Origin of the sequence: Nocardia rhizosphaerihabitans (assembly GCF_014646295.1) — a bacterium.
In the GTDB taxonomy this organism is placed as follows: Bacteria; Actinomycetota; Actinomycetes; order Mycobacteriales; family Mycobacteriaceae; genus Nocardia; species Nocardia rhizosphaerihabitans.
Genome location: NZ_BMNE01000003.1, coordinates 429,965 through 450,735 on the forward strand (window position 1 = coordinate 429,965; position 20,771 = coordinate 450,735).

General features: G+C 68.9%; 16 protein-coding genes. 8 read left to right on the top strand and 8 right to left on the bottom strand.

Features of this window, described 5'->3' with window-relative positions:
• Positions 1-42 precede the first annotated feature (42 nt).
• On the bottom strand, positions 43-1,725 hold the full coding sequence (locus IEY60_RS14860) for an AMP-binding protein (RefSeq protein ID WP_189028383.1): 1,683 nt from the start codon (positions 1,723-1,725) through the stop codon (positions 43-45).
• Between the two features lie 106 nt (positions 1,726-1,831).
• On the opposite strand from IEY60_RS14860, the gene IEY60_RS14865 reads away from it, so the two are divergent.
• Positions 1,832-2,635 (top strand): SDR family oxidoreductase, encoded by an 804-nt coding sequence (locus tag IEY60_RS14865; RefSeq protein ID WP_189028385.1) that lies wholly within the window; start codon positions 1,832-1,834, stop codon positions 2,633-2,635.
• A 417-nt stretch (positions 2,636-3,052) separates the two neighbouring features.
• Here the strand turns inward: IEY60_RS14865 and IEY60_RS14870 are convergent, their stop codons facing one another.
• The 4 genes from IEY60_RS14870 to IEY60_RS14885 form a co-directional block, all read right to left on the bottom strand.
• Positions 3,053-4,837: a sigma-54-dependent Fis family transcriptional regulator gene (locus IEY60_RS14870; protein WP_189028387.1), complete on the bottom strand. Its 1,785-nt coding sequence runs from the start codon at positions 4,835-4,837 to the stop codon at positions 3,053-3,055.
• A gap of 116 nt (positions 4,838-4,953) precedes the next feature.
• Positions 4,954-5,568, bottom strand: a complete 615-nt coding sequence (locus IEY60_RS14875; RefSeq protein ID WP_189028389.1) for a TetR/AcrR family transcriptional regulator — start codon at positions 5,566-5,568, stop codon at positions 4,954-4,956.
• 58 nt (positions 5,569-5,626) lie between these two features.
• Entirely contained in the window at positions 5,627-7,996 is a 2,370-nt protein-coding gene (locus IEY60_RS14880) for an acetyl-CoA acetyltransferase (RefSeq protein WP_189028390.1), read from the bottom strand.
• A gap of 7 nt (positions 7,997-8,003) precedes the next feature.
• Positions 8,004-10,124, bottom strand: a complete 2,121-nt coding sequence (locus IEY60_RS14885; RefSeq protein ID WP_229739833.1) for an acetate--CoA ligase family protein — start codon at positions 10,122-10,124, stop codon at positions 8,004-8,006.
• 223 nt (positions 10,125-10,347) lie between these two features.
• Here IEY60_RS14885 and IEY60_RS14890 point away from each other — a divergent pair, with 223 nt between their 5' ends.
• The 5 genes from IEY60_RS14890 to fabG all read left to right on the top strand — a co-directional run bounded on the left by IEY60_RS14890 (position 10,348) and on the right by fabG (position 15,460).
• Positions 10,348-11,895: a long-chain-fatty-acid--CoA ligase gene (locus tag IEY60_RS14890; RefSeq protein ID WP_189028392.1), complete on the top strand. Its 1,548-nt coding sequence runs from the start codon at positions 10,348-10,350 to the stop codon at positions 11,893-11,895.
• Between the two features lie 36 nt (positions 11,896-11,931).
• Entirely contained in the window at positions 11,932-12,696 is a 765-nt protein-coding gene (locus IEY60_RS14895) for an SDR family NAD(P)-dependent oxidoreductase (protein WP_189028394.1), read from the top strand.
• Positions 12,693-13,433 carry an SDR family NAD(P)-dependent oxidoreductase gene (locus IEY60_RS14900; protein WP_189028396.1) on the top strand — a complete coding sequence of 247 codons (741 nt, stop codon included), beginning with the start codon at positions 12,693-12,695 and terminating at the stop codon, positions 13,431-13,433. Before IEY60_RS14895 ends, IEY60_RS14900 begins: the two co-directional genes overlap by 4 nt.
• Positions 13,434-13,544: 111 nt before the next feature.
• The gene (locus IEY60_RS14905; protein ID WP_189028398.1) at positions 13,545-14,726 is read left to right on the top strand and encodes a thiolase family protein; all 1,182 of its coding nucleotides are present in this window, start codon (positions 13,545-13,547) and stop codon (positions 14,724-14,726) included.
• Positions 14,723-15,460: a 3-oxoacyl-ACP reductase FabG gene (fabG, locus tag IEY60_RS14910; protein ID WP_189028400.1), complete on the top strand. Its 738-nt coding sequence runs from the start codon at positions 14,723-14,725 to the stop codon at positions 15,458-15,460. Before IEY60_RS14905 ends, fabG begins: the two co-directional genes overlap by 4 nt.
• Positions 15,461-15,523: 63 nt before the next feature.
• On the opposite strand, the gene IEY60_RS14915 is transcribed toward fabG, so the two are convergent.
• Genes IEY60_RS14915 through IEY60_RS14925 form a run of 3 tightly spaced genes read right to left on the bottom strand, consistent with a single transcriptional unit; the run spans position 15,524 to position 18,292 of the window.
• Positions 15,524-15,994: a Zn-ribbon domain-containing OB-fold protein gene (locus IEY60_RS14915; protein WP_189028402.1), complete on the bottom strand. Its 471-nt coding sequence runs from the start codon at positions 15,992-15,994 to the stop codon at positions 15,524-15,526.
• A 1-nt stretch (position 15,995) separates the two neighbouring features.
• A complete protein-coding gene (locus tag IEY60_RS14920) occupies positions 15,996-17,171 on the bottom strand; it encodes a thiolase C-terminal domain-containing protein (protein ID WP_189028404.1) in 1,176 nt (391 codons plus the stop codon).
• The gene (locus IEY60_RS14925; RefSeq protein ID WP_189028407.1) at positions 17,171-18,292 is read right to left on the bottom strand and encodes a beta-ketoacyl-[acyl-carrier-protein] synthase family protein; all 1,122 of its coding nucleotides are present in this window, start codon (positions 18,290-18,292) and stop codon (positions 17,171-17,173) included. Before IEY60_RS14925 ends, IEY60_RS14920 begins: the two co-directional genes overlap by 1 nt.
• 139 nt (positions 18,293-18,431) lie before the next feature.
• Here IEY60_RS14925 and IEY60_RS14930 point away from each other — a divergent pair, with 139 nt between their 5' ends.
• Both IEY60_RS14930 and IEY60_RS14935 read left to right on the top strand, forming a co-directional pair.
• Positions 18,432-19,631 (top strand): acyl-CoA dehydrogenase family protein, encoded by a 1,200-nt coding sequence (locus tag IEY60_RS14930; RefSeq protein ID WP_189028409.1) that lies wholly within the window; start codon positions 18,432-18,434, stop codon positions 19,629-19,631.
• The gene (locus IEY60_RS14935) at positions 19,628-20,728 is read left to right on the top strand and encodes an acyl-CoA dehydrogenase family protein (protein WP_229739834.1); all 1,101 of its coding nucleotides are present in this window, start codon (positions 19,628-19,630) and stop codon (positions 20,726-20,728) included. Before IEY60_RS14930 ends, IEY60_RS14935 begins: the two co-directional genes overlap by 4 nt.
• Positions 20,729-20,771 lie beyond the last annotated feature (43 nt).

Below are 20,771 nucleotides of genomic sequence, written 5' to 3' on the forward strand. Positions count from 1 at the left end.
CCCGACCGGTTGGTCGGGCGCCTCTCGTGTCAGTGGGTCAGATCAGGACGGGCTCGTGGCCGATCGTCGCCGCGCGGGGCGCTTCTTGGGCGCCTCGGCCACCTTGGCCGCTTCGGCGTCGAGGGCGTCGAGCGTCGCGCGCATGACCTTGCCCGCCGGGGTCCGCGGCAGATCGGCGATCAGGACGACATCGCGGGGCACCCGCGATCGGGAGAGCTCGGCGGCGATGTAGTTCTTGACCATCTCCGCGTCGAGGGACGACTGCTCGCCAGGGACGACGTAGGCGCGCAGACGCTGGCCGAAGTCGGCGTCCGGGACCGCGATGACCACGGCGTCGTCGATCTCGGCGTGCTGGAGCAGGCACTCCTCGACTTCTTCGGGGAAGACGTTCTCACCGCCGGAGACGATCATGCCGTCGCTGCGGCCCTCGATGAAGAGGCGTCCCCGTTCATCGAATCGGCCGGTGTCGCCGGTGCTCATCATCCCGCGGACCCATTCCTTCTCGGAGCCGTCGGTGTATTTGCGGATCTGTAGTCCGGTGTCGGCGAAGATGCGGCCGACGGTGCCGGTCGGCAGCGTGTTGCCGGCCTCGTCGAGGATTTCGACGCGGTTGCCCAGCGGTGGCGAACCGGCCGTCGTCGGGGCGTCCACGAGCTCGTCGGGGGTGGCGATCGTGATGTAGGAGCACTCCGATGTGCCGTAGAGGTTGTGGAGAATGGGGCCGATCCGGTCGAAGACCGACTGCACGGTGGCCGGGTCGATCTTGGCGCCGCCGGTGCCGAGGATCCGCAGCTGGCCACCGCCGAGGCGGGCCACCTGGTCTTCGGGCAGGGCGAGGATCCGGCGGATCATCGTCGGCACCGCGATCAGCACGTTCACGTGCTGGCGCTTGATCATGTCGACCGTGCGCTGGGCGTCGAACCGGCCCGCGAGGACGACCGTGCCGCCGAGAGTGAGCATGTTGAGCAGGTTGATCTGACCCCAGCCGTGGAACAGCGGTGCGGCGATGAGGGTGCGGTCGGTGCCGCGCAGCGGGATCTTGGCAAGATAGCCGCCGAGCATCGACGGCTTGATGCTGACCTCGCCACGCTCGGCGCCACGCGGTGCGCCGGTCGTGCCGCTGGTGAGCAGCACCAACGATCCGCCCTTTTCCGCGTACGGGGGAGTCGTCGACGCGGACGCGATGTGGGCATCGAACGCGTTCGACGGGCTGTCGCCTTCGTGGGCGGCGATCAGGCGGGTGACCGTGGGATCGACCTGCTCGAATCGATCGGCGAACTCGCCGTCGTAGACCACGACATCGATCTGCTCGCGTTCGATCACCTCGGCGACATGCCGCGGACCCATGTCGGTGTTGAGCAGGATGACCCGGGAGTCCGATGCCAGGGCACCGAGACAGAGTACGGCCGCGTATCGGCTGTTGCGGACCAGGGCGCCGATCCGGGGACGTACCCCAGATCGGGGGTCCACCTGGGTCACGACCCCGTTGATGTATCGGGCCACCAGGTCGGCGAGCTCGCGATAGGACACAACCCCCTGCGGATCGATGATCGCGACTCGGTGACCGTGGAGATGAGCCAGGCTGCTCGCCAATCCACTGGCACCTTGCTGACGCTTGATCGCGACGGTGCCTGGAATCTTGGCGAGCGGAGGAAAAATACCCGCCTGCTTCATGTGGCGAAGCCCTTGCAATTCGCACACGAGCTTGTTCAGCTTCTGGTTCAACGTGCACCTCGGATTTGTTGGCGAGCAGTTATGGACACTGCGCTAGGACACCGATACAGTGAAACACGTCCTGATAGTTGTGTCACCGTTTTGGATCGAGGCTTTCATGTCGGTTGCTGTTGTTACCGGAGGTGCGCGGGGAATCGGCAAGGCGATCGCGACCGCGTTGGCCGAGTCCGGCTTTCGTGTCGTGATCGCCGACATCGACGAGAATGCCGCGATCGAGGCATCAGCCGGCATTTCCGGGACAGGTCTGCAGCTCGATGTCACCGACGGCGCCGCGTTCCGGGCCCTCGTCGCACACGTCGAGGAAAAGATCGGCGAGATCCACGTCCTGGTCAACAACGCAGGGATCATGCCGATCGGACCACTGCTCGAATTCTCCGATGACAGCATCGACCGGGCGTTGGCGATCAACCTCAGGGGTGTCATCAACGGAACCCGTGCTGTGCTCCCCGGAATGGTCGCGCGGCGTCGGGGACACATCTTCAACGTCGCCTCCATCGCCGGCCGTGTCGCAGTGCCTGGCGGATCGATCTACTCCGCGTCGAAGTACGGCGTCGTCGGCTTCACCGACGGCGTGCGTGAGGAGTTCTATCCCCAGGGCATCAGGGTGACTGCCGTCCTGCCGTCGTTCACCAAGACCGAGTTGATCGCGGGCACCGACGTGCCGAAGGGGACTAAGGCCAGCGAGCCCGAGGACATCGCCGCCGCGGTGATGGCCGCCCTGGGGAAGGATGAGGCCCACGTCTACGTCCCGAAATCGCTGAAAGCCCACTACGTCGCCAATACGCTGCTGCCGGTCAAGGTCGGCCGGGCGATCGCGCGGGCGGCCGGCGCCGACCGGGTCTTCCTCGACTTCGACAAGTCCGGGCGTGCCGCCTACGACAAGCGGATCGCCGAGAGCTGACCTGGACCGCGAACGTGCCCGGTCACCCCACCGGCCGGCGTATAGACCTGGGCCCGGTTACGCCCGAGGGCGAGTTCCAGCGGTCGTCGTGACACTCTCCATGAGAGGTTGCGACGACCGCGTCGTTTCCGGGGCCGCGGCCGAATGCGGCAATAGAAGCTGCTGCCGCGCGGGGGATCCCCTGCAGCGGTGTTATGCGGTCTTGTGCGCCTGTGGGGCCAGCCCCGCGGCAAGAATTATCGCGTGGACCGCGATCTGATCGTCGCTCATGGGCCGAAGATGTTCGTATCGTCGTATTCTGACGGAGTTATCACCGACCGGTCTGGGATCGGGCAGAAGTCGTCACTGGGGCGGGCCAGGTAATGGTCGCGGCCCTGGAATCCGAAGAGTGCCGATGGGACTTTTGTTTGTCAGTGTTCAGAAGGCCGCGGATGTGAGATCCAAACCGAGGGCGCGCACCTTGCGGTAGAGCGTGGATCGGGCGATCCCCAGCTTGTCGGCCGCCTCACGCTTGTTCCCGTTCGACGCGCGCAGCGCGGCGACCAGAGCGTGTGCCTCGATGTTCTCCAACCCGGTGAGCGAGCGGCGTGTGGTGCAGGCTGAGAGATAGGCCGGCAGGTGGGCCACGGTGACCTCGTGACCCTTGCTCCGCTCGAGGATCGCGCGGACGGCGTTGGTGAGCGAGTGCAGATTGGCCGGCCACGAGTGTCGACCGAGCAACTGCACCACGTCACCGGCCCAGCGCGGCGACCTGCCGCACAGGTCGACGGCGATGGCCGTCAGAAGGTCGGGCAGGTCCTCGATCCGGTCGCGCAGTGGAGGTGCGACGAGGACGGGGCCAGGCCAGGCGCCAAGGGTGCTGACCAGTTCGCGGTCGTCCTGCGGCACGTCGAACGATGTGGCCGTGGCGATCACCTGTACCGCGGCATTCTCGACCAGTCGGATGGTCGCGACCGCGGCCGATCGATCGAGGAGATCGAGGCGCCGCAGGATGGCGTACGACAGGCTGTCAGAGCTGAGCGCGGTGGTCAGGCATTCGATCCACCGATCGCCCAATAGTGCGGCGTCCAGTTCGACGACAGCGTTCATGCCGTCGTCGGCGATCGCTCGCGCGGTGGCCGTTTTCCCGGTGCCGGGTTCGCCCCACAGGAGCAACGGCGCGCCGTTCGCGGCGGACTCGCGGACCTGTGCGCTCCAGTCGTGCCACGCCGGACTACGTCCGTGCAGGCGGCCGAGCCCCGTCGCACGGTCGGATGCCGCGATGGCGGCTCGGCGAGGCGAGGTGGGCGTCAGGCGGAGCAGTGCACCGACCGGCTTGGCGCCGTGTTCCACGACCTGGACGTCGACCTTGACGGTCTGACTGCTCTCCAGCCGCAGGGTTTGCGCGTCGGGTGACACGTCCGGGCTCGTGATGCGCTTGGCGGCCATCTCCCACAGCAGTGCCTGATCGCCGGTCCCCAACATCCGCGCCGCGGCGGCGTTGGTGATGAGAGTGTGGTCATCGAGGCAGACGACCGGATGACGGGCGTCGGCGCCGGACTTCAAGTAGGCATCGAGCAGCGCGCGCTGGGTGAGCGTGCTGGCGTCGAGGAGCGCTTCCTCGATCTCCATCGCCAGCCGCTGGACCCAGGCGAGCATGAGCGCGTGGGTGTCGCGCGCATCGCAGGTGTAGTTGATGGTGCCGACCAGTTTGCGGGTGACCGGGTGCCGGATCGGCGCGCCGGCAGTGGTCATCGTGAGCGCGCCTTCGGAGTAGTGCTCGTGCCCGATGACCATGACCGGTCGTCCGACCTCCGCGGCGATGCCGCTGCTGCACGTGCCGACGGATTCCTCGGCGATGGAGGCACCGACGACGACGTGACGGGCGTCCAGGCGCCGTTCGAAGCGGGCGCTCTTCACCCAGCGGCGCAGGAGTCGTCCTTCGTTGTCGGTGAGCGTCAGTGCGGCATCCAGGTCGTTCAGTGCCGCGTTCCGGCCGACGATCACCATGTCCGCGCCTCGGGCCAGGCGGCCGTCGGCGTCCGCGCCCTGGCTGTTGCGCGGAAGGGCGCGCGCGGGCGTAAGGCCATGGAGCGCCGAGCGGCGCCACGACTCGGCGATCTCGGGTCGTACGCCGCGAAGGGCGAGGTTTTCGACGTCGGTCAGCTCGCCGGTGAGGAACAGCTCACGAGCCTCGACAACGGTGGATGTGGTTGGCTCCATAGTCGGCACACCTCCGGGTGACACAGAAAACTAAATCTGTGTCACCCATCTTCCAGTGCTACTGACAGGGTGTCAAGAGGCGTGGCGAAGCGTCGACCAGTGGAGTGGACAGCCGATCAGGAGAGCGACTCGGCGATCGCGGTCAAGGTCGCTGTCAGCAGGTCGAGAACCTGCTGCTTGGTGAGGGAGTGGTCGCCCAGCCAGTGCTCGCAGGCGGAAGCCAAGAAGGCCTGGTACGCCCGAACGGCGGCGTGGGCCGCCTCGCTGTCGGCGTCCATCCGGGCAGCCTCGAGCAGGCGCTGCTCCCACCGCAGTTGGCTCTGAACCAGGACACCCCCTACCTCGCTGTGCTCGCGCTGGTCACGGGTTCTGATCAGTGCGCGGAACGTCTCGGCATTGGCCTCGACGAGGTCCAGCCAGGCGCCGAGTAGGAGCCGGACTTCCTCCTTCGGCCGGCTCGACGTAGCGGGCGGGATGGTCAACGGCAGGTGGGCGAACTGTTCCACGACCTCGAGGTAGAGGTCTTGTTTGCTGCCGAAGTAATAGTGCAGGTTGGTGCGAGTGGTGCCGGACGCTTCCGCGATCTGGCCGATCGAGACCGATTCGTAGGGCTGATGCGCGAACAGGTGCTGCGCCGCACGGAGGATGGTGGCTCGGCGCTCGTCGTGGTCCAGGCGTGTGCGGGGAGAACAGGTCGATGCGACATCGCTGCGCCGTGACGGCGTGGTCATGGTGGCGACAGCTCCTTTCCTGGCGATCCGGGCTCGGCGACCACTACGGCTGGGTCGGCTACTGATTACGCCACTGCGGTGGCCGCTTCTCGCCGAAGGCGGCCATGCCCTCGATCAGGTCGGCGGTGCCGAAGAGGTCGTCCATCACGGGGGTGCGGGCGCCGACCGCGTCGACCACATCGGGGTTGGCCCGGGTGGTCTCGTGCAATTCCAGCGTGAGCCGCACCGAGGTCGGCGAGTTGGCCAGGATCTCGACGGCCAGCTCCTTGGCCACCTCCAGCGCCTTGCCCGCCGGGGCGATGCGGTTGACCAGGCCGAGGCGCTGCGCCTCGTCCGGGCGCATCCGTCGTCCGGTCAGCAGCAACTCCAGCGCGACCTTCTCCGGGATCACGCGGGGCAGCCGCACGATCCCGCCCGCGACCGCGATCAGCCCGACCTTCACCTCGGTGAGCCCGAACTGGGCGTTCTCGTCGGCCACGCACAGGTGACTGGCCAGCGCGATCTCGAATCCGCCGCCCAGGGCGAAACCGTTGACCGCGGCGATGACCGGCTTGTGCATGTCGCGCCGGTGCGTGAGCCCGGCGAAGCCGGACGCGGGCAGATAGGTCGGCTTGCCGCTGGCCGTGTAGACCAGATCGTTGCCCGAACAGAACGCCCGCTCACCGGCACCGGTGATGATCGCGGCCCACAGTTCCGGGTCGGCGAAGAAGGCGTTGAACACCGAGTCGAGCTCTTCGTGCACCGCCGGGAACAGGGCGTTGCGGGCCTGGGGCCGGTTGATCGTGATGACCAGCAGGTGATCGTCGCGCTCGACGAGGATGTGCTCGTAGGACTCGCGTAGCCCGGTTACGGGCCGCGCCAGTTCCGCCGCGCGTTCGGGCGTGGTGGTCGCCCGGTTGCCCACGGACACGTTGAAGGCCCAGAACCGTTCACCGACCGGCTGTTCGGCATCGGTGAGTAGCGCGAGCAGGGCGTCGTCGTCCTTGTCCGTACGCGCCACGAAACGCTCACCGGTGCTCTCCAGGCGGCCGATGATGATGCCTGTCCTGCTCCGCTTGCCGTGGCTGATCGTGAACGACTCGATCCGCGCCCAGCCGTCGGCCCGGGTGACCTGCGGCACCGGCCCGGCGGTGTCGATGGCCTGCTGGGCGAGCCGCTCGGCCAGCGGGTTCGCCCGCCACTCGACCGGGGTGGTGGAGTACACGCCGGTGGAGTACTTGTGCGCGATACCGCCGTTGGCGCCGACGAAACCGAAGCTGCCGGGCGCCTTGCGAGCCCGGTCGACGGTTTCGGCGATGGCGTGCATGGAGTAGTTGTTGCCCGAGCCGCCGAAGAACGGCAGACCGCCGGTGACGGTGAGGCGGCGCGGATCGTCGGTCGAGAGGCCGAGTCCGTCGACTGCGGCCATGAACACCGCGATCGGGAAGCAGCTGTAGAAGTCCCACGAGGCCACCTGCTCGGTGGTGAGGCCTGCCATGTTCAGGGCCAGCTCGCACGCGTGCCGGGCGGCCGGGTTGTCGGCCAGGTCGGGGCGGTCCATGATCGGGCGGTCGCGCAGGTCGGCGTGACCGTGCAGGTACACCCACCGGTCCTCCGGCACGCCGAGCTCGCGCGCGGCCTCCACCGACGCGACGATGAGCGCCGCACCCTGGTTCACCTGGTCACGTGACACCACGTAGCGGGTGTAGGGGTCGGCGATCAGCCGGTTGGCCTCGGTGACGGTGACCATTTCCTCGGCGCCGCGGACCGTCGGGGCCGCCGCGTACGGATTGGTCGCGGCGACCTCGGTGAACGGGGCGAACAGGGCGCCGATGGCCTCGGCGTACGCCGCGCGGCCGAGCCCGAGCTTGGCCCGGCGCGCGTTGTCGAGCAACGCGTACTGCGCCGGGGCGCCGACCAGGCCGTGGCCGATGAACTCACGCGAGACGATGCCCCGCAGACCGAAGCCGCGGTCCTCGAGCGAGCCGTCGACCGTCTCGGTGAAGTCGGGCCGGTCCTCGCTGGCCATCAGAGCACGAGCGGTGGAGATGGCCTCCGAACCGAACAGCAGGGCGACCCGGCCCCGGCCCGCGGCGATCTCGCCCGCGAGCTCGGTCAGCAGGTGCTGGGGGCCCTGCCCGCCGGTGACCTCGAGGATGGCCCGCTCGGGCTCGGCACCGAGGCGCTGGGCGACCGAGCGCGGGTAGTTGTTCGACCGGCCGAGCTGGGCGGGCAGGCCCGGCTTGGAGTTCTCGAACTGCCGGATACCGGCCACCGTGTCGATGACCGAGATCAGGTCAGCGGATGCCTGCGCATCGGCGACCGCGCGTTCGGCGGCGGCCGCCGCGAGACCGACCGCCGAGAGCGCCTGGTAGTCGTCGCTGCCCAGCCGGTCGTTGATCTGGCCGACGCCGATCAGGACGGGGGTGCGGGGATCGATGGGGTTCACGGGTTCCTCACTTGTCGCCGGCGGTGCGCCACTCGACCACGGCGTCGAGAGCTTCCACCGTCGAGCCGTCCACCCGCAGGGGGTTGACCTCCAGCGACGCCAGATCCTCGCCCAGCGCCAGCGCCAGGTCGCCGATCCGGGCGATCTCCCGGCTGAGCGCGTCCAAGTCGGCCGGCTTGGCTCCGCGCACGCCCTCGAGCAGCTTGCGACCTCGCAGGGACAGCAGCATCTCGGTGACCTTCGCGGGCGTCACCGGGAGGGTGGCCAGGGCGGAGTCCTGCAGGACTTCGACCAGCACGCCGCCGAATCCCACCGCCAGCACGGGACCCCACTGTTCGTCGCGGACGACGCCGACGAGCAGTTCGGTGCCGCCGGAGCGCATCGGCGAGATGAGGACGCCGTCGAGTACCGCGCCTTCCACGCTCTCGCCGGCCGTCATCAGCCGCGCGTAGGCATCCCGGACCTGGTCGGAGCCCGTGACGCCGAGTGCGACGCCGCCGATGTCACTCTTGTGCAGGATCTGCGCCGACACGATCTTCATCGCGACCGGTCCGCCCATGCCCGCGGCGGCGGCCACAGCGTCGTCCGCGCTCGTCGCCAGGGCCGACGGCACGACTGAGACGCCGCCGGCGGACAGCAGCGCGCGGGCCTGATGTTCCGACCACGCCCCGGTGCGCGGCTCGGTCGACTCGATGTCGGGCAGCGTGATCTCGCGGTCGGCGTTCACGCCGTCGACGACCGAGGACCACCACTCGAGGTGGGACACGGTGGAAACGGCCTGGGACAGGCCGGTGATCGCCGCGGGAATCCCGACCTCGTCGAGCATGTCACGCGAGTACTTGGTGATCTGCTGGGACACCTGGTTGACCAGGATCCCCGGCGCGGCGGACTGCCGCAGTCCCTCGGAGATCGCCTCCAGCGTCGCGCGCTGGTAGTTGGCCGCGGTGCTCTCGGCCATCGGAATCGTCGAGACGACCATCACCGATCCGACCGAGGGGTCGTTGCCGGCCGCCTTGATCGCCGCGGTCCAGATCGAGGTGTCGATGATCGCCGCGCCGGTGACATCGACCGGGTTGTGCGCGGTGCCGTACTCGGGCATCACCGCGTTGAGCTGCTCGAGCGTGTCGGGTGCGAATTCGGGGAACACCACGCCCGCGTCCTGCGCGACGTCGGCGAGGATGTCGCACGCGCCACCCGAGATCGACACCGCGGTTGCGCCCGAGCGCGGCAGACGACCCAGGGTCGCGGCGATTCCAGCGGTCGCGAGCATGTCCTCGATGGATTTCACCCGGATGACGCCGAGTTCGCGCAGCACGGCATCGGTGACCTTGTCGTCGCCGACGAGCGCGCCGGTGTGGGCCTGGGCGGTCCGCGCGGCCAAGGGGCTGCTGCCTGCCTTGAGCACGACCACGGGCTTGCCTGCCGCGGCGGCGCGTCGCGCTCCCCGGGCGAAGGTCTCCGGATCGCGGATGGTCTCGAGGAACATCGCGATCGCCTTGGTGGCGTCGTCGTCGACGAGGTAGTCCAGCATGTGGCCGGCCGTGATCATCGACTCGTTGCCGAGGGTGACCATGTACGACAGGCCGGCACCGGACATCTTGGCGTAGTCCATCATCGAGATGATGCTCGCCCCGCTCTGCGACAGCAGTGCCACCGAGCCGGTGTACGTGGGCAGCCGCGGGATCGCCGCGACGGCCGCACGATCGACGAAGTTCGCGAAGCCGAGCATGTTCGGACCGAGCAGCGTCATGTCGAGCGAGTTGGCGACGTCCACGAGTTCCTGCTGGGCGGCGCGCCCGGCCTCGCCGGCCTCGCCGTAGCCACTCGACAGCACGACGGCATTGCGGATCCCGGCGGCGGCGGCGTCGTGGAGCGCGTCGATGGTGCCCGCCTGGGGCACCATCAGCAGGGCGATGTCGACCGGCTCGCCGATGTCCTGGCACGTCTTCACACTCGGGTGGCCGTGCACGTCGACGCCACGGCGGTTCACCACGAAGCTGCGGTCGAGCATGCCGAAGCGGACGAGGTTCTCGAACGCGTAGCGGGAGAAAGTGGACTTGTCCGCCGCTCCGACAAGGGCCACCGACCGCGGTCGGAACATGGTGCTCAGGCGTTCGGGAGTTATCATCGCTACTCGCTCTCGGGAGACACAGGGGCCGGCGGATCGTCGCCGCAGTAACAACGATCACAGCGAAGCGCGCCCGATCGGTGTCTCAGTACGCGACAGTGCCTTCCGTGATCCGAAGCGCCCCCGGGACCGGTGTTGCGATCTCGGACACACTCGCCCTCGTTCGACCCGTCAGGCTGGGGCCTGCCCCGATTTGGGCCAGGTACCTCAGAGGAGGGGAACGATGACGCAGCAGCCGACGGACCCGCAGTCGCCGACCTACGACCCCACGACGTTTGATCCGCTCGCGGTCGTGAAGGGCTATGCGGCGAGTGCGCCGAACGCTCCGGCGCTGACCGGGGGCGAGCACACCCTCACCTACGCCGAGCTCTATCGCCGGATTCTGATGGTGGCCAACGGCCTGCAGGCCATCGGTGTCAAGGAGGGGGACCGCGTCGGGTACGTGGGCCGGAACTGGCCGGAGTTCTTCGAGGTCGCGCTGGCCTGCGCTCGCATCGGCGCCGTGATGGCGCCTTTCAACTGGCGTCTGACACCGTCCGATGTCGCGGAGCTGGCCACCGACGCCGGCGTGCGGATCGTCGTCACCGACGCCGAGTTCGCACCCGCCGCTCCGCGGGCGGATCTGCACTTGACCATCGGTGAGAACTACGAGGCGTGGCGTGACCGGTGGCCGGCGGCCGAACCCGATCGCGTCTCCCGGCCCGAGGACCACTTCATCCAGTTCTACACCTCGGGAACCACCGGGCTCCCGAAGGGCGTGGTCGTCCGCAACCGCAACTTTGGTTACCTCAACCAATGCGCGGCCGGATGGCGGATGGACGCCGACGCCACCGTGGCGGTGGTGATGCCGCTGTTCCACATGGGCGGGTCCGCGTGGGCGTTCGTCGGTCTCTTCTCCGGTGCGCACTGCGTCCTGTTCACCGAGTTTGCTCCGGTGCCGCTGCTCGAAGCGATCGAACGGGACCGGATCAGCACAATTCTCGTCGCCCCCGCGATGCTGCAGATGATGCTGGACACCCCGGGCGCGACCGAACGCGACTACAGCTCGCTGGACCTGATCGCGTACGGCGCCGCCCCGATCACCGGACCCCTGCTGCGGCAGTCGCTGGCCACGTTCGACGCGCCGCTGTTGCAGATGTTCGGGCTCACCGAGACCACGGGCTGCATTGTGCAGCTCGAGCCCGACGACCACCACGACCACCTGCTCACTTCCGTCGGACGGCCGCTGCCGTGGGTGGAGGTCGAGATCCGCGACGCCGACCAGCGCCCGCTCGGCGCCGGCGAGTTCGGTGAGATCTGGATCCGCTCCGGTCAGTGCGCTGAAGAGTACTGGCGCCGTCCCGAGGCGACTGCGGAGCTGCGTCCGGGTGACGGTGCGTGGCTGCGCACCGGCGACGCGGGCCACCTGGACGCGGACGGGTACCTGTTCATCACCGACCGGATCAAGGACATGATCATCACCGGTGGTGAGAACGTGTACCCCGCCGAGGTCGAGCGCGTCCTCGTCGATCACCCCTTTGTTCAGGAAGTCGCCGTGATCGGCACGCCGCACGATGTCTGGGGTGAGGCGGTGACCGCCATCGTGGTCGTCCGCGACGGTCACACCCTTACCGAGGACGAACTGGTCGAGTGGGCACGCCCCCGCATCGCCGGATTCCGCCGCCCGCGCCGGGTCGAGTTCATGGATCTGCTGCCGCGTAATCCCTCCGGCAAGGTGCTCAAGCACGAGATCCGTCGGCCGTACTGGGAAGGCCGCGACCGCACCATCTGAGGGTGCGGCGCCAACAAAGCCAACAAAGGAGAATATGTGAACCCCCAAGGCACCTCCGCGATCATCACCGGTGGCGCATCTGGTCTCGGCTTGGCGACCGCCCGTCGGCTGCACGCCGACGGAGCCGAGGTCGTCCTGGTCGACTTGCCGACCTCCGAGGGCGCCGCCCGCGCCGCGGAGATCGGCGCGGGCGCCCACTTCGCTGCCGCCGACATCCGCGACGCGCAGCAGGTGGGTGCAGCGGTCGCGCTCGCGCAGACCCTTGCCCCGCTGCGGGTGCTGGTCAACTGTGCGGGCATCGGCGATCCTGTACGCACGGTGTCGCGCAACGGTGATCCCGTCGATTTCGACCGTTTCACGCGGGTCATCGACATCAACCTCCTGGGCACCTTCAACGTGATCCGCCTGGCGGCCTCGGCGATGTACGCCAACGAGCCGGTGGAGGGGGAGCGCGGTGTGATCGTCTGCACCGCCTCGGTCGCGGCCTTCGACGGCCAGATCGGCCAGGCGTCCTACTCGGCGTCCAAGGGTGCCCTGCACTCGATGACGCTGCCGCTGGCGCGCGAATTCGCCGACGCGCTCATCCGGGTCAACACCATCGCACCGGGGATGTTCGCCACCCCCATCCTCAACGGTCTCTCGGACGAGGCACGCACCTCGCTCGCCGGCCAGGTGCCCCATCCCAAGAGACTGGGCGACCCGGACGAGTACGCCGCGCTCGTGGAACACCTCGTCAGCAACCCGATGATCAACGGCGAGACCATTCGGCTCGACGGCGCGATTCGGATGGCACCCCGATGAGCGGGCGTCCGGCCGCCCTGGTCACCGGCGCATCGCGCGGGATCGGTGAGGAGGTCGCGCGCAGGCTGGCCGACGAGGGTTTCGACCTGACCATCTCAGCCCGTGGGACCGAGAGCTTGGAGACCTTGGCCACCGAGTTGCGCGAGAAGTGCGGCGTCGCGGTGACGGTGGTGCGCGCCGACATGTCCAAGTCCGAGGACGTGACCGCGCTGGCCGCGGCGCACCGCGAGGCGTACGGCCGTGCCGACGTCCTCGTGCTCAACGCGGCGATGGGCGCGATGGGTGCATTCGCGGACTTCCCGGTCCGCAAGCTGGACCTGCTGTTCACCATCAACCTGCGTTCGGCCTATGTACTCAGCCAGGAATTGCTGCCCTTGCTGCGGGAGGCCGGCCGGACCACGAAGGCCGGCGGCAAGATCATCGCCGTCGCCTCCACCACCGGTGTTGTCGGTGAACCGTTGAACTCGGCCTACGGCGCCACCAAGGCCGGCCTGATCACCTGGTGCGAGACGGTCACGACGGAGGAGTCGGTCGGCGGGGTCATCGCCACCGCTGTGTGCCCTGGCTATGTGCGCACGGCGATGACCGAACACATGCCGAGCGAGGTCGACTGGGACGACATGCTTCCTGTCGAGGACGTCGCGGAGGCCATTGTGTCGGTGACCCGGCTGAGCAGCCGGACGGTGATCCCGCAACTGGTGCTCACCCGTCCCGGACCGCATCTCTGGCGCGCCTGACACCGGCGTCGCGTCGATGAGTAGAACGTCGCGAATCAGGACACTGCGACGGCACTGGATCGCTCTAGCGTCAGGAATGACCCTGTCACCTGTGTGAGAAGAGTGGACACCGTGCCCAATGCCGTAATCGTCGATGCCGTCCGTACCGCCTCCGGGAAGGGTAAACCCGGAGGCGGGCTGTCCGGCGTTCTGCCGGTCGACCTGCTCGCCCAGACGCTGCAGGCCCTGCTTGCCCGCAACGACTTCGATCTCGCGCTGATCGATGACGTCATCGCCGGGTGCGTCTCGCAGACCGGTGAGCAGGCCCTCAACATCGCCCGCACCGCGGCGCTCGTCGCGGGCCTGCCCGAGTCCGTCCCCGCCACCAGCGTCGACCGCCAGTGCGGCTCGAGCCAGCAGGCCGCCCACTTCGCGGCGCAGGGCGTGATCGCCGGCGCCTACGACGTCGTGATCGCCTGTGGTGTGGAGTCGATGAGCCGGGTCCCCATGGGCGCCAGCTCGCAGGGCGAGAAGCCGATGGCGCCGCTCTCGCGTCGTTACCCCGAAGGCCTTGTCGGCCAAGGCATCTCGGCCGAACTCATCGCGGCCCGGTGGGGGTTCTCCCGCGCGCAGCTCGACGAGTACTCGGCCCGCTCGCACCAGCTCGCCGCCGAGGCTGCGGCCTCGGGCCGCTTCGACCGCGAGACCATCGCCATCACCCGGCCCGACGGCACCCAGCACACGGTGAACGAGACCGTGCGTGCGGCCACCACCGCCGAGGGCCTGGGCGGTCTGCGCGCCTCGTTCGAGAACCCGGAGTTCAGCGCCCGGTTCCCCGAGATCGACTGGTCGATCACCGCCGGAAACTCCTCGCCGCTCACCGACGCCGCCTCCGCGGTGCTGATCATGAGCGAGGAGAAGGCCGCCGAGCTCGGCCTCACCCCGCGCGCTCGCTTCCATTCCTTCGCCGTGACCGGCAGCGACCCGCTGCTCATGCTCACCGGCGTCATCCCCGCGACCCAGAAGGTGCTGGCGCGGTCCGGTCTGTCGATCGACGACATCGACACCTTCGAGGTCAACGAGGCGTTCGCGCCGGTGCCGCTGGCGTGGGCTGCCGACGTCAAGGCCGACCTGGCCAAGGTCAACCCCGCCGGCGGCGCGATCGCTCTCGGGCACGCGCTCGGCGCTTCGGGCACCCGTCTGCTCACCACGATGCTCACCAACCTCGAGGCACGCGGTGGCCGCTACGGCCTGCAGACGATGTGTGAGGGTGGCGGCATGGCCAATGCGACCATCATCGAGCGCCTCGGATGAGCATCACCTTCGATTTCAGCGGGCGTACCGCCCTGGTGACCGGTGCAGCCCAGGGCATCGGTCACGCCATCGCCACGATGTTCCACGACGCCGGTGCGCAGGTGGCCGTCGTCGACCGTGACCCCGTGGCCCTGAAGGCCGCCTGGGACGGTAAGGAACGGGTGTTCGCGCACGCGGTCGATGTCACCGACAGCTCGGCGGTCTCCGCCGCGGTCGATGCCGTTGTCGCCGAGACCGGTTCGCTCGACATCGTGGTCAACAATGCCGGCATCACCCGAGACACGGTGGTGTGGAAGATGTCGGACGACCAGTGGCAGGCGGTGATCGACGTTCACCTCAAGGGGACCTTCGCGATGACCCGTGCCGTGGTGCCGCACATGCGTGCGGCCGGCTTCGGTCGCATCGTCAACGTCACCTCCTACACCGGTCTGCACGGCACGATCGGGCAGTCGAACTACGCGGCGGCCAAGGGCGGCATCATCGCTTTCACGAAGACCGTTGCCAAGGAGACCGCCCGCTTCGGCATCACCGTCAACGCGATCTCCCCCAACGCGGCGACGCCGATGGTCCTGGCGGTCGGCCAGGAGCGGCTCGCCGAGATGACCGCGACCGTGCCCGTCGGGCGCTTCGCGGATCCCTCGGAGATGGCGACGGCGGTCGGCTACCTGGCCGCGGACGAGAGTGCCTATGTCACCGGTGTGGTTCTGCCGGTCGACGGTGGCCTCGCGATGTAAGGGGTACCGATACAGAAAGGCCTGATCCGCCTCGAGCGGATCAGGCCTTCCTAGTTTGTCGAACTACTCGATCGGCTCGAAGTGCGCGATGTCGAGGATCGAACCGGTGCGCTCCGGTGCCCAGACAGCACGGACCCGCGTGCCGAACGGCAGTGCCGCCCGCACGTCGGCGCCAGGGGTGAAGTCGACGCCGGTGATCCAGTGCATCAGCAGGGTGCTGGCACCGTCGAGGCGAACGCCGCCGATGGCGTACGGCGGCTTGGGGCCACCGGTGAAGCCGTGCCAGGCCACCGTGAAGACCTCGAGGGTGCCCTCGCCGGAGAGCTCGCGCCAGCCGTCGGTCTTCTCGAAGCAGGACTCGCAGTAGTCCTGCGGCGGCACGAACACGCGCTCGCAGCTGCCGCACTCGTTGGCCAGGATCTTGCCCTGGCGCAGGCCGTCCATGAACCGGCTCCAGGTCTGGCCGAGGTGGATGTCGTAGTGCAGATCCCAGTGGACGGCCTGGGTGATGGGGGTGATCGGAGTCGTCGTCATGTCACTTACTCCCGTAGGTCTCGAAGATAGCCAGGTTGTCGAACTGGAAGAAGGTGCCGCCGGTGCCGTGTCCGAGCGAGCGGCGGGCCCCGGGCACCTGGACCTCCTCGGGGGCGTCACCCATCACCTGAAGGGCCGCGTAGGCGTAGGGCGCCAGCTCACCGGCCACACCGGCGTTGGTGCACTTGGGTCCGCCCGACATGTTGGTCGGCAGGACGCCGCCTGCATCGGTCGCGCCGCTGCGGATCAGGTCCACGCCGCCGCCGAACGGCGCGAAGCCGAGGGCTTCGAGCTGCATCGGCTGCATGTGCGCGTACGGTGCGAAGATCTCCACCGCGTCGAAATCGTCGAGCGGCTCGCGGATATCGGCCTGGGCGTACACCCGGCGGGCGAGGTTGGCGAGGTTGGTGATCTGCGAGAAGTCGCCCTTGCCGCCACCCAGGTACGGATCGGCGGACATGCCCATCGCCCGGATCAGCGCCGGGGTGGTGGTGACGTCGTCATCGTCGGGCGTGCTGACCAGCATCGCGACCGCCGACACCGACACCGGGCACACCATCGGCATGGTGAGCGGCGACGACAGACGCCGGCCGTTGATCACGTCCTCGGGGGTCACCTGGTAGCGCAGGTGCGCGAACGGGTTGCGCGCGGCCTTCGTGTGGTCGGAGACCACGACGGTGGCGAGGTCCTCCACAGTGAGCCCATAGCGCTGCTGGTAGGCCGAGGCGGCGAAGGCGCCCATGTGGTAGGCGCCCATGCCCAGCGGCTGCTCGATGATCATCGGTGAGTTGGTGTTGATCGCCGACTGCAGATCCGAGGAGCCGTAGAAGGTCGGGCCGCCCAGGCACAGCACGCGCCGGTGCGTTCCAGCGCGGACCATACGGGCCGCGACCTGCATCAGGTTGCCGCCGGTGGTGCCGCCGGTGTTGATCACGATCACCGGGACGTGCGGGCCCAGGCCCAGCAGCCGGGTGAGGTGCTTGGCACCGAGGACGGTGCCCTCGAAGCCGTCGATGTTGCCGGTGACGACCGCGTCGACCGACGACAACGCGACACCGCTGTGCTCCATGCAGGCGTGCACAGCCTGCTGGCACAGTTCCTTGGTGGAGTAGGTCTGCTTGCTGGGAGAGGTGGCCGGCGTCAGACCGACGCCGACGATCGCTGCGCGTTGGGACATCAGGCGGCCTCCACCACGAGAACGGTGACGTCTTCGGAGACCAATCCGGTCTCGACATCGATGGAATGACTGAGCGCGGCCTGGCCGGGTGCGACCTCGCCGATCCGGTCCATGACCTCGAGCAGCCGCAGGGCGCCGTTGGCCAGGCCGGGGTAGTTGCTGCGCAGCCCACCGCTGGGGTTGATCACGGCCCTGTCGTTGAGGCCGAGGGCCTGCACGTAGGCGTCCTGCAGCGCGGGGGTGACCGCGGAGACCTCGGCCAGCGTGATCGACTCTCGCTGGGGGCCGGCCTGGGCGAGTGCCATGTCGGCGGCGCGGCGGGTGGTCTCCTGCGGTGCGGTCAGCCACTGACCGTCCCAGGTGTAACCGCCGGTGGCGTGCCCGAAGCCGGTGAGCCGGACGTTGCGGCCGATGCAGCGCCCGGCCCTGGCGGGCGAGGCGAGCACGATCGCGACCGCGCCGGTCGACTCGGCGGGCAGCATCAGTTCGCGCAGCGGCCAGGCGATCGGCTCGGACTCGAGCACGTCGGCGGCGGTCACCGCGTTGCGGCGCACCGAACGGGCCAGGCCTGCGCCGCGGTTGATGTCACCGGCGGCCGCGGCAGCGAGCGCGTCCAGCTCACCCAGCGCCGCACCGGCATGCATGGCGTAGACGGCGGTGCCCGTCATGCCGACGGGGCGATCGAAGTGGGGGTCGAAGCCGAGGTTGGACACCTGGTCGAGGAAGGCGCGCCGACGCTGCGTGGAACCGGAGATCTCGGGGTTGTGCACCCCGACGGCCACCGCGACCTCGACATCGCCTGCCGCGATCGCCTGGGCGGCATTGATGATCGCCAGCCCCGAATCGCCCTCGACGCGGAAGGAGTCGTTGAGGTAGCCGCCGGCCGCCGCGTTGGTGAGCCCGGAGGAGATGCTGCGGCCGTCAAGGACGTCCATGGAGGCCGTCACCGAGAGTCCGAGATCCTGCTTGCGCAACCCGCACTCGCGCAGCGCGGCGGAGACCGCTTCGAAGACCAGTTCGTCGAGCATCGCATCGTGTTCGACCGCGAAGGCCGTCGACGCGGCGCCCACCACGTGCACGGGCGCTACCCGCGTTCCGCCCGATGGTGTGTGTGTAGACATGGGAACGACGCTAGAGCCGCCCTCGACCTGCCTCGTGTCCCATCGCGCGACACGATCACCGGCCGGGTGGTGCACGGATCGCGACACTGACCCAGAGTGAGACATCGCCGGAGTTCTCGGCCGTGGCACCGTCGAAAGCATGATCGACGTCGAAACCTCAGAGGCGCCGTCCGCACTGCTCGAGCGCGTCACGGAGTTCCTGGCTGAGCACCCACCCGCGCAGATGGATCGGATGGACTTCCTGCGTGCCCGATTCGCCGCCGGCCTGGCGTGGGTGCACTACCCCGTCGGCCTGGGCGGGCTGGGTCTCGACCCGTCCGCGCAGTCGGCCGTCGACGCGGCGTTCGCGGCCGCGGGCGCCCCGGACAACCACCCGCGGGCCAACGTGGTCGGCCTCGGCATGGCCGCCCCGACCCTGTTGCGGTACGCCACCCCCGAGCAGCAGAAGACCTGGATTCCGCCGCTGTGGACCGGCCAAGAGGTGTGGTGCCAGCTCTTCAGCGAGCCCGGCGCCGGATCTGACCTGGCGGGTGTCGGCGCCAGCGCGGTCCGCGACGGCGACGACTGGATCGTCAACGGGCAGAAGGTCTGGACCTCGCTGGCCCACGACGCCCGCTGGGCGTTGCTGCTGGTGCGCAGCGACCCGTCGCTGCCCAAGCATCAGGGACTGTCCTACTTCGTGCTCGATCTGCGGACCCCCGGTGTCGACATCAGGCCGCTGCGCCAGATGACCGGCGAGGCCGAGTTCAACGAGGTCTACCTCGACGATGTGCGGGTGCCGGATGTGAACCGGCTCGGCGCCGTCGGCGAGGGCTGGGCCGTCACCCAGGCGACCCTGATGAACGAGCGGGTCGCCATCGGCGGCAGCGCGGTCGCCAGGGAGTCGGGCCCGATCGGCGACCTCACCGACCTGTGGCGGACGCGGCCCGAGTGCCGGCGCCCCGAGGCGCACTACGAACTGATGCGGCTGTGGACCGACGCCGAGGCCCTGCGCCTGGCCAGTGTCCGGCTCACCCAGCAGCTCGAGGTCGGCGCCCCCGGCCCCGAGGGTTCCGGTCTGAAGCTGGCCTACTCGGCGCTGGCCCAGGACTCGGCGTCGCTGCAACTGGATCTGCTCGGGTCGGACGCCCTGCGTTATGACGACTGGACGCTGTGCCGCCCGGATCTGTCGGTTCCGCTGGACCGCGTGAGCGGCTACTGGTACCTGCGCCGCCGGGCCAACTCGATCGAGGGCGGCACCTCGGAGATCATGCGCAACATCATCTCCGAGCGCGTGCTGAAACTTCCCGCCGAGCCGCGGGTCGACAAGGACATCGCCTGGAAGGACCTTCCCAAGTGAGCACGTCTACCACGGTGCCCTCGCTGCTCTACAGCGAAGACGAGGGCTACCTGCGCGACGCGGTTCGCGCCCTGCTCGCCGGCCGGACCCCGCTCGAGACGGTGCTGCGGCGCACCGACGAAGCCGACGCTTTTACCGCCGACGCCCAGCAGGCGTGGCGTGGCCTCGTCGACGAGCTCGGAGTCGTCGGTCTCGCGGTGCCCGAGGAACTCGGTGGTGCCGGGGCATCCTGGCGCGAGGTCGCCGTCGTCATGGAGGAGCTCGGCCGCGCGGTCGCCGACGTCCCGTACCTGACCAGCGCTGTGGCCGCCACCTCCCTGGCCGTACAGCTCGGCGCCGACGCCCTGGTGTGCGAACTCGTCAGCGGCGAGGCAATCGGCACGATCGTGACGCCCTACGGCGCGCCGCTGCGCGCGCTCGACGCCGAGGTCACCTACACCGACGGCAAGCTCTCCGGCACGGTCCGCACTGTCGCCGGCGCGCTCGAGGCCACCGTCCTGCTGGTCCCGGTCGGACATCAGGTGCTGCTCGTGCAGCGCGATCAGGCCACCGTCGAGCCGGTGCTGTCGTTCGACATGACGCGGCGGATCAGCGACGTCACCTTCGATCAGGCCACCGCTGCGGTCCTGGCCGACGACACCGCCGAAGCCCTGAGCTGGACCGCCGATATCGCCTGCGCGTTGCTGGCCTCCGAACAGCTCGGCATCGCCGAGGCGACGCTGGAGATGACGGTCGAATATCTCGGCCAGCGCCGCCAGTTCGGCCGGATCATCGGCTCCTACCAGGCCCTCAAGCATCGCCTGGCCGACGTGTGGACCGAGATCGCCAAGGCCCGCGCGGTGGCTCGCTACGCGGCCGACTGCGCGGCGACCGGCACAGACCTGCCTATCGCTGCCTCGGTCGCTGCCTCGATCTGCGGCGACGCCGCCTTGCTCGCCACCGAGGAATGCGTGCAACTACACGGTGGCATCGGCTTCACGTGGGAACACCCCGCGCACCTGTTCCTCAAGCGGGCCCGGGCCGACGCACTCGCGTACGGCACCCCCACCTGGCATCGCACCCGCCTCGGCGGACTCGTCGACCTCGTCGCGCGCTGACGTTTCAGAAAGGCAGAACATGACCAGCGGATCGAGTGCACCC

Coding starts and splice junctions, on each gene's coding strand:
- IEY60_RS14865 (WP_189028385.1), top strand. CDS start 1,832: ATGTCGGTTGCTGTTGTTACCGGAGGTGCGCGGGGAATCGGCAAGGCG.
- IEY60_RS14870 (WP_189028387.1), bottom strand. CDS start 4,837: ATGGAGCCAACCACATCCACCGTTGTCGAGGCTCGTGAGCTGTTCCTC.
- IEY60_RS14875 (WP_189028389.1), bottom strand. CDS start 5,568: ATGACCACGCCGTCACGGCGCAGCGATGTCGCATCGACCTGTTCTCCC.
- IEY60_RS14885 (WP_229739833.1), bottom strand. CDS start 10,124: ATGATAACTCCCGAACGCCTGAGCACCATGTTCCGACCGCGGTCGGTG.
- IEY60_RS14890 (WP_189028392.1), top strand. CDS start 10,348: ATGACGCAGCAGCCGACGGACCCGCAGTCGCCGACCTACGACCCCACG.
- IEY60_RS14900 (WP_189028396.1), top strand. CDS start 12,693: ATGAGCGGGCGTCCGGCCGCCCTGGTCACCGGCGCATCGCGCGGGATC.
- fabG (WP_189028400.1), top strand. CDS start 14,723: ATGAGCATCACCTTCGATTTCAGCGGGCGTACCGCCCTGGTGACCGGT.
- IEY60_RS14915 (WP_189028402.1), bottom strand. CDS start 15,994: ATGACGACGACTCCGATCACCCCCATCACCCAGGCCGTCCACTGGGAT.
- IEY60_RS14920 (WP_189028404.1), bottom strand. CDS start 17,171: ATGTCCCAACGCGCAGCGATCGTCGGCGTCGGTCTGACGCCGGCCACC.
- IEY60_RS14925 (WP_189028407.1), bottom strand. CDS start 18,292: ATGTCTACACACACACCATCGGGCGGAACGCGGGTAGCGCCCGTGCAC.
- IEY60_RS14930 (WP_189028409.1), top strand. CDS start 18,432: ATGATCGACGTCGAAACCTCAGAGGCGCCGTCCGCACTGCTCGAGCGC.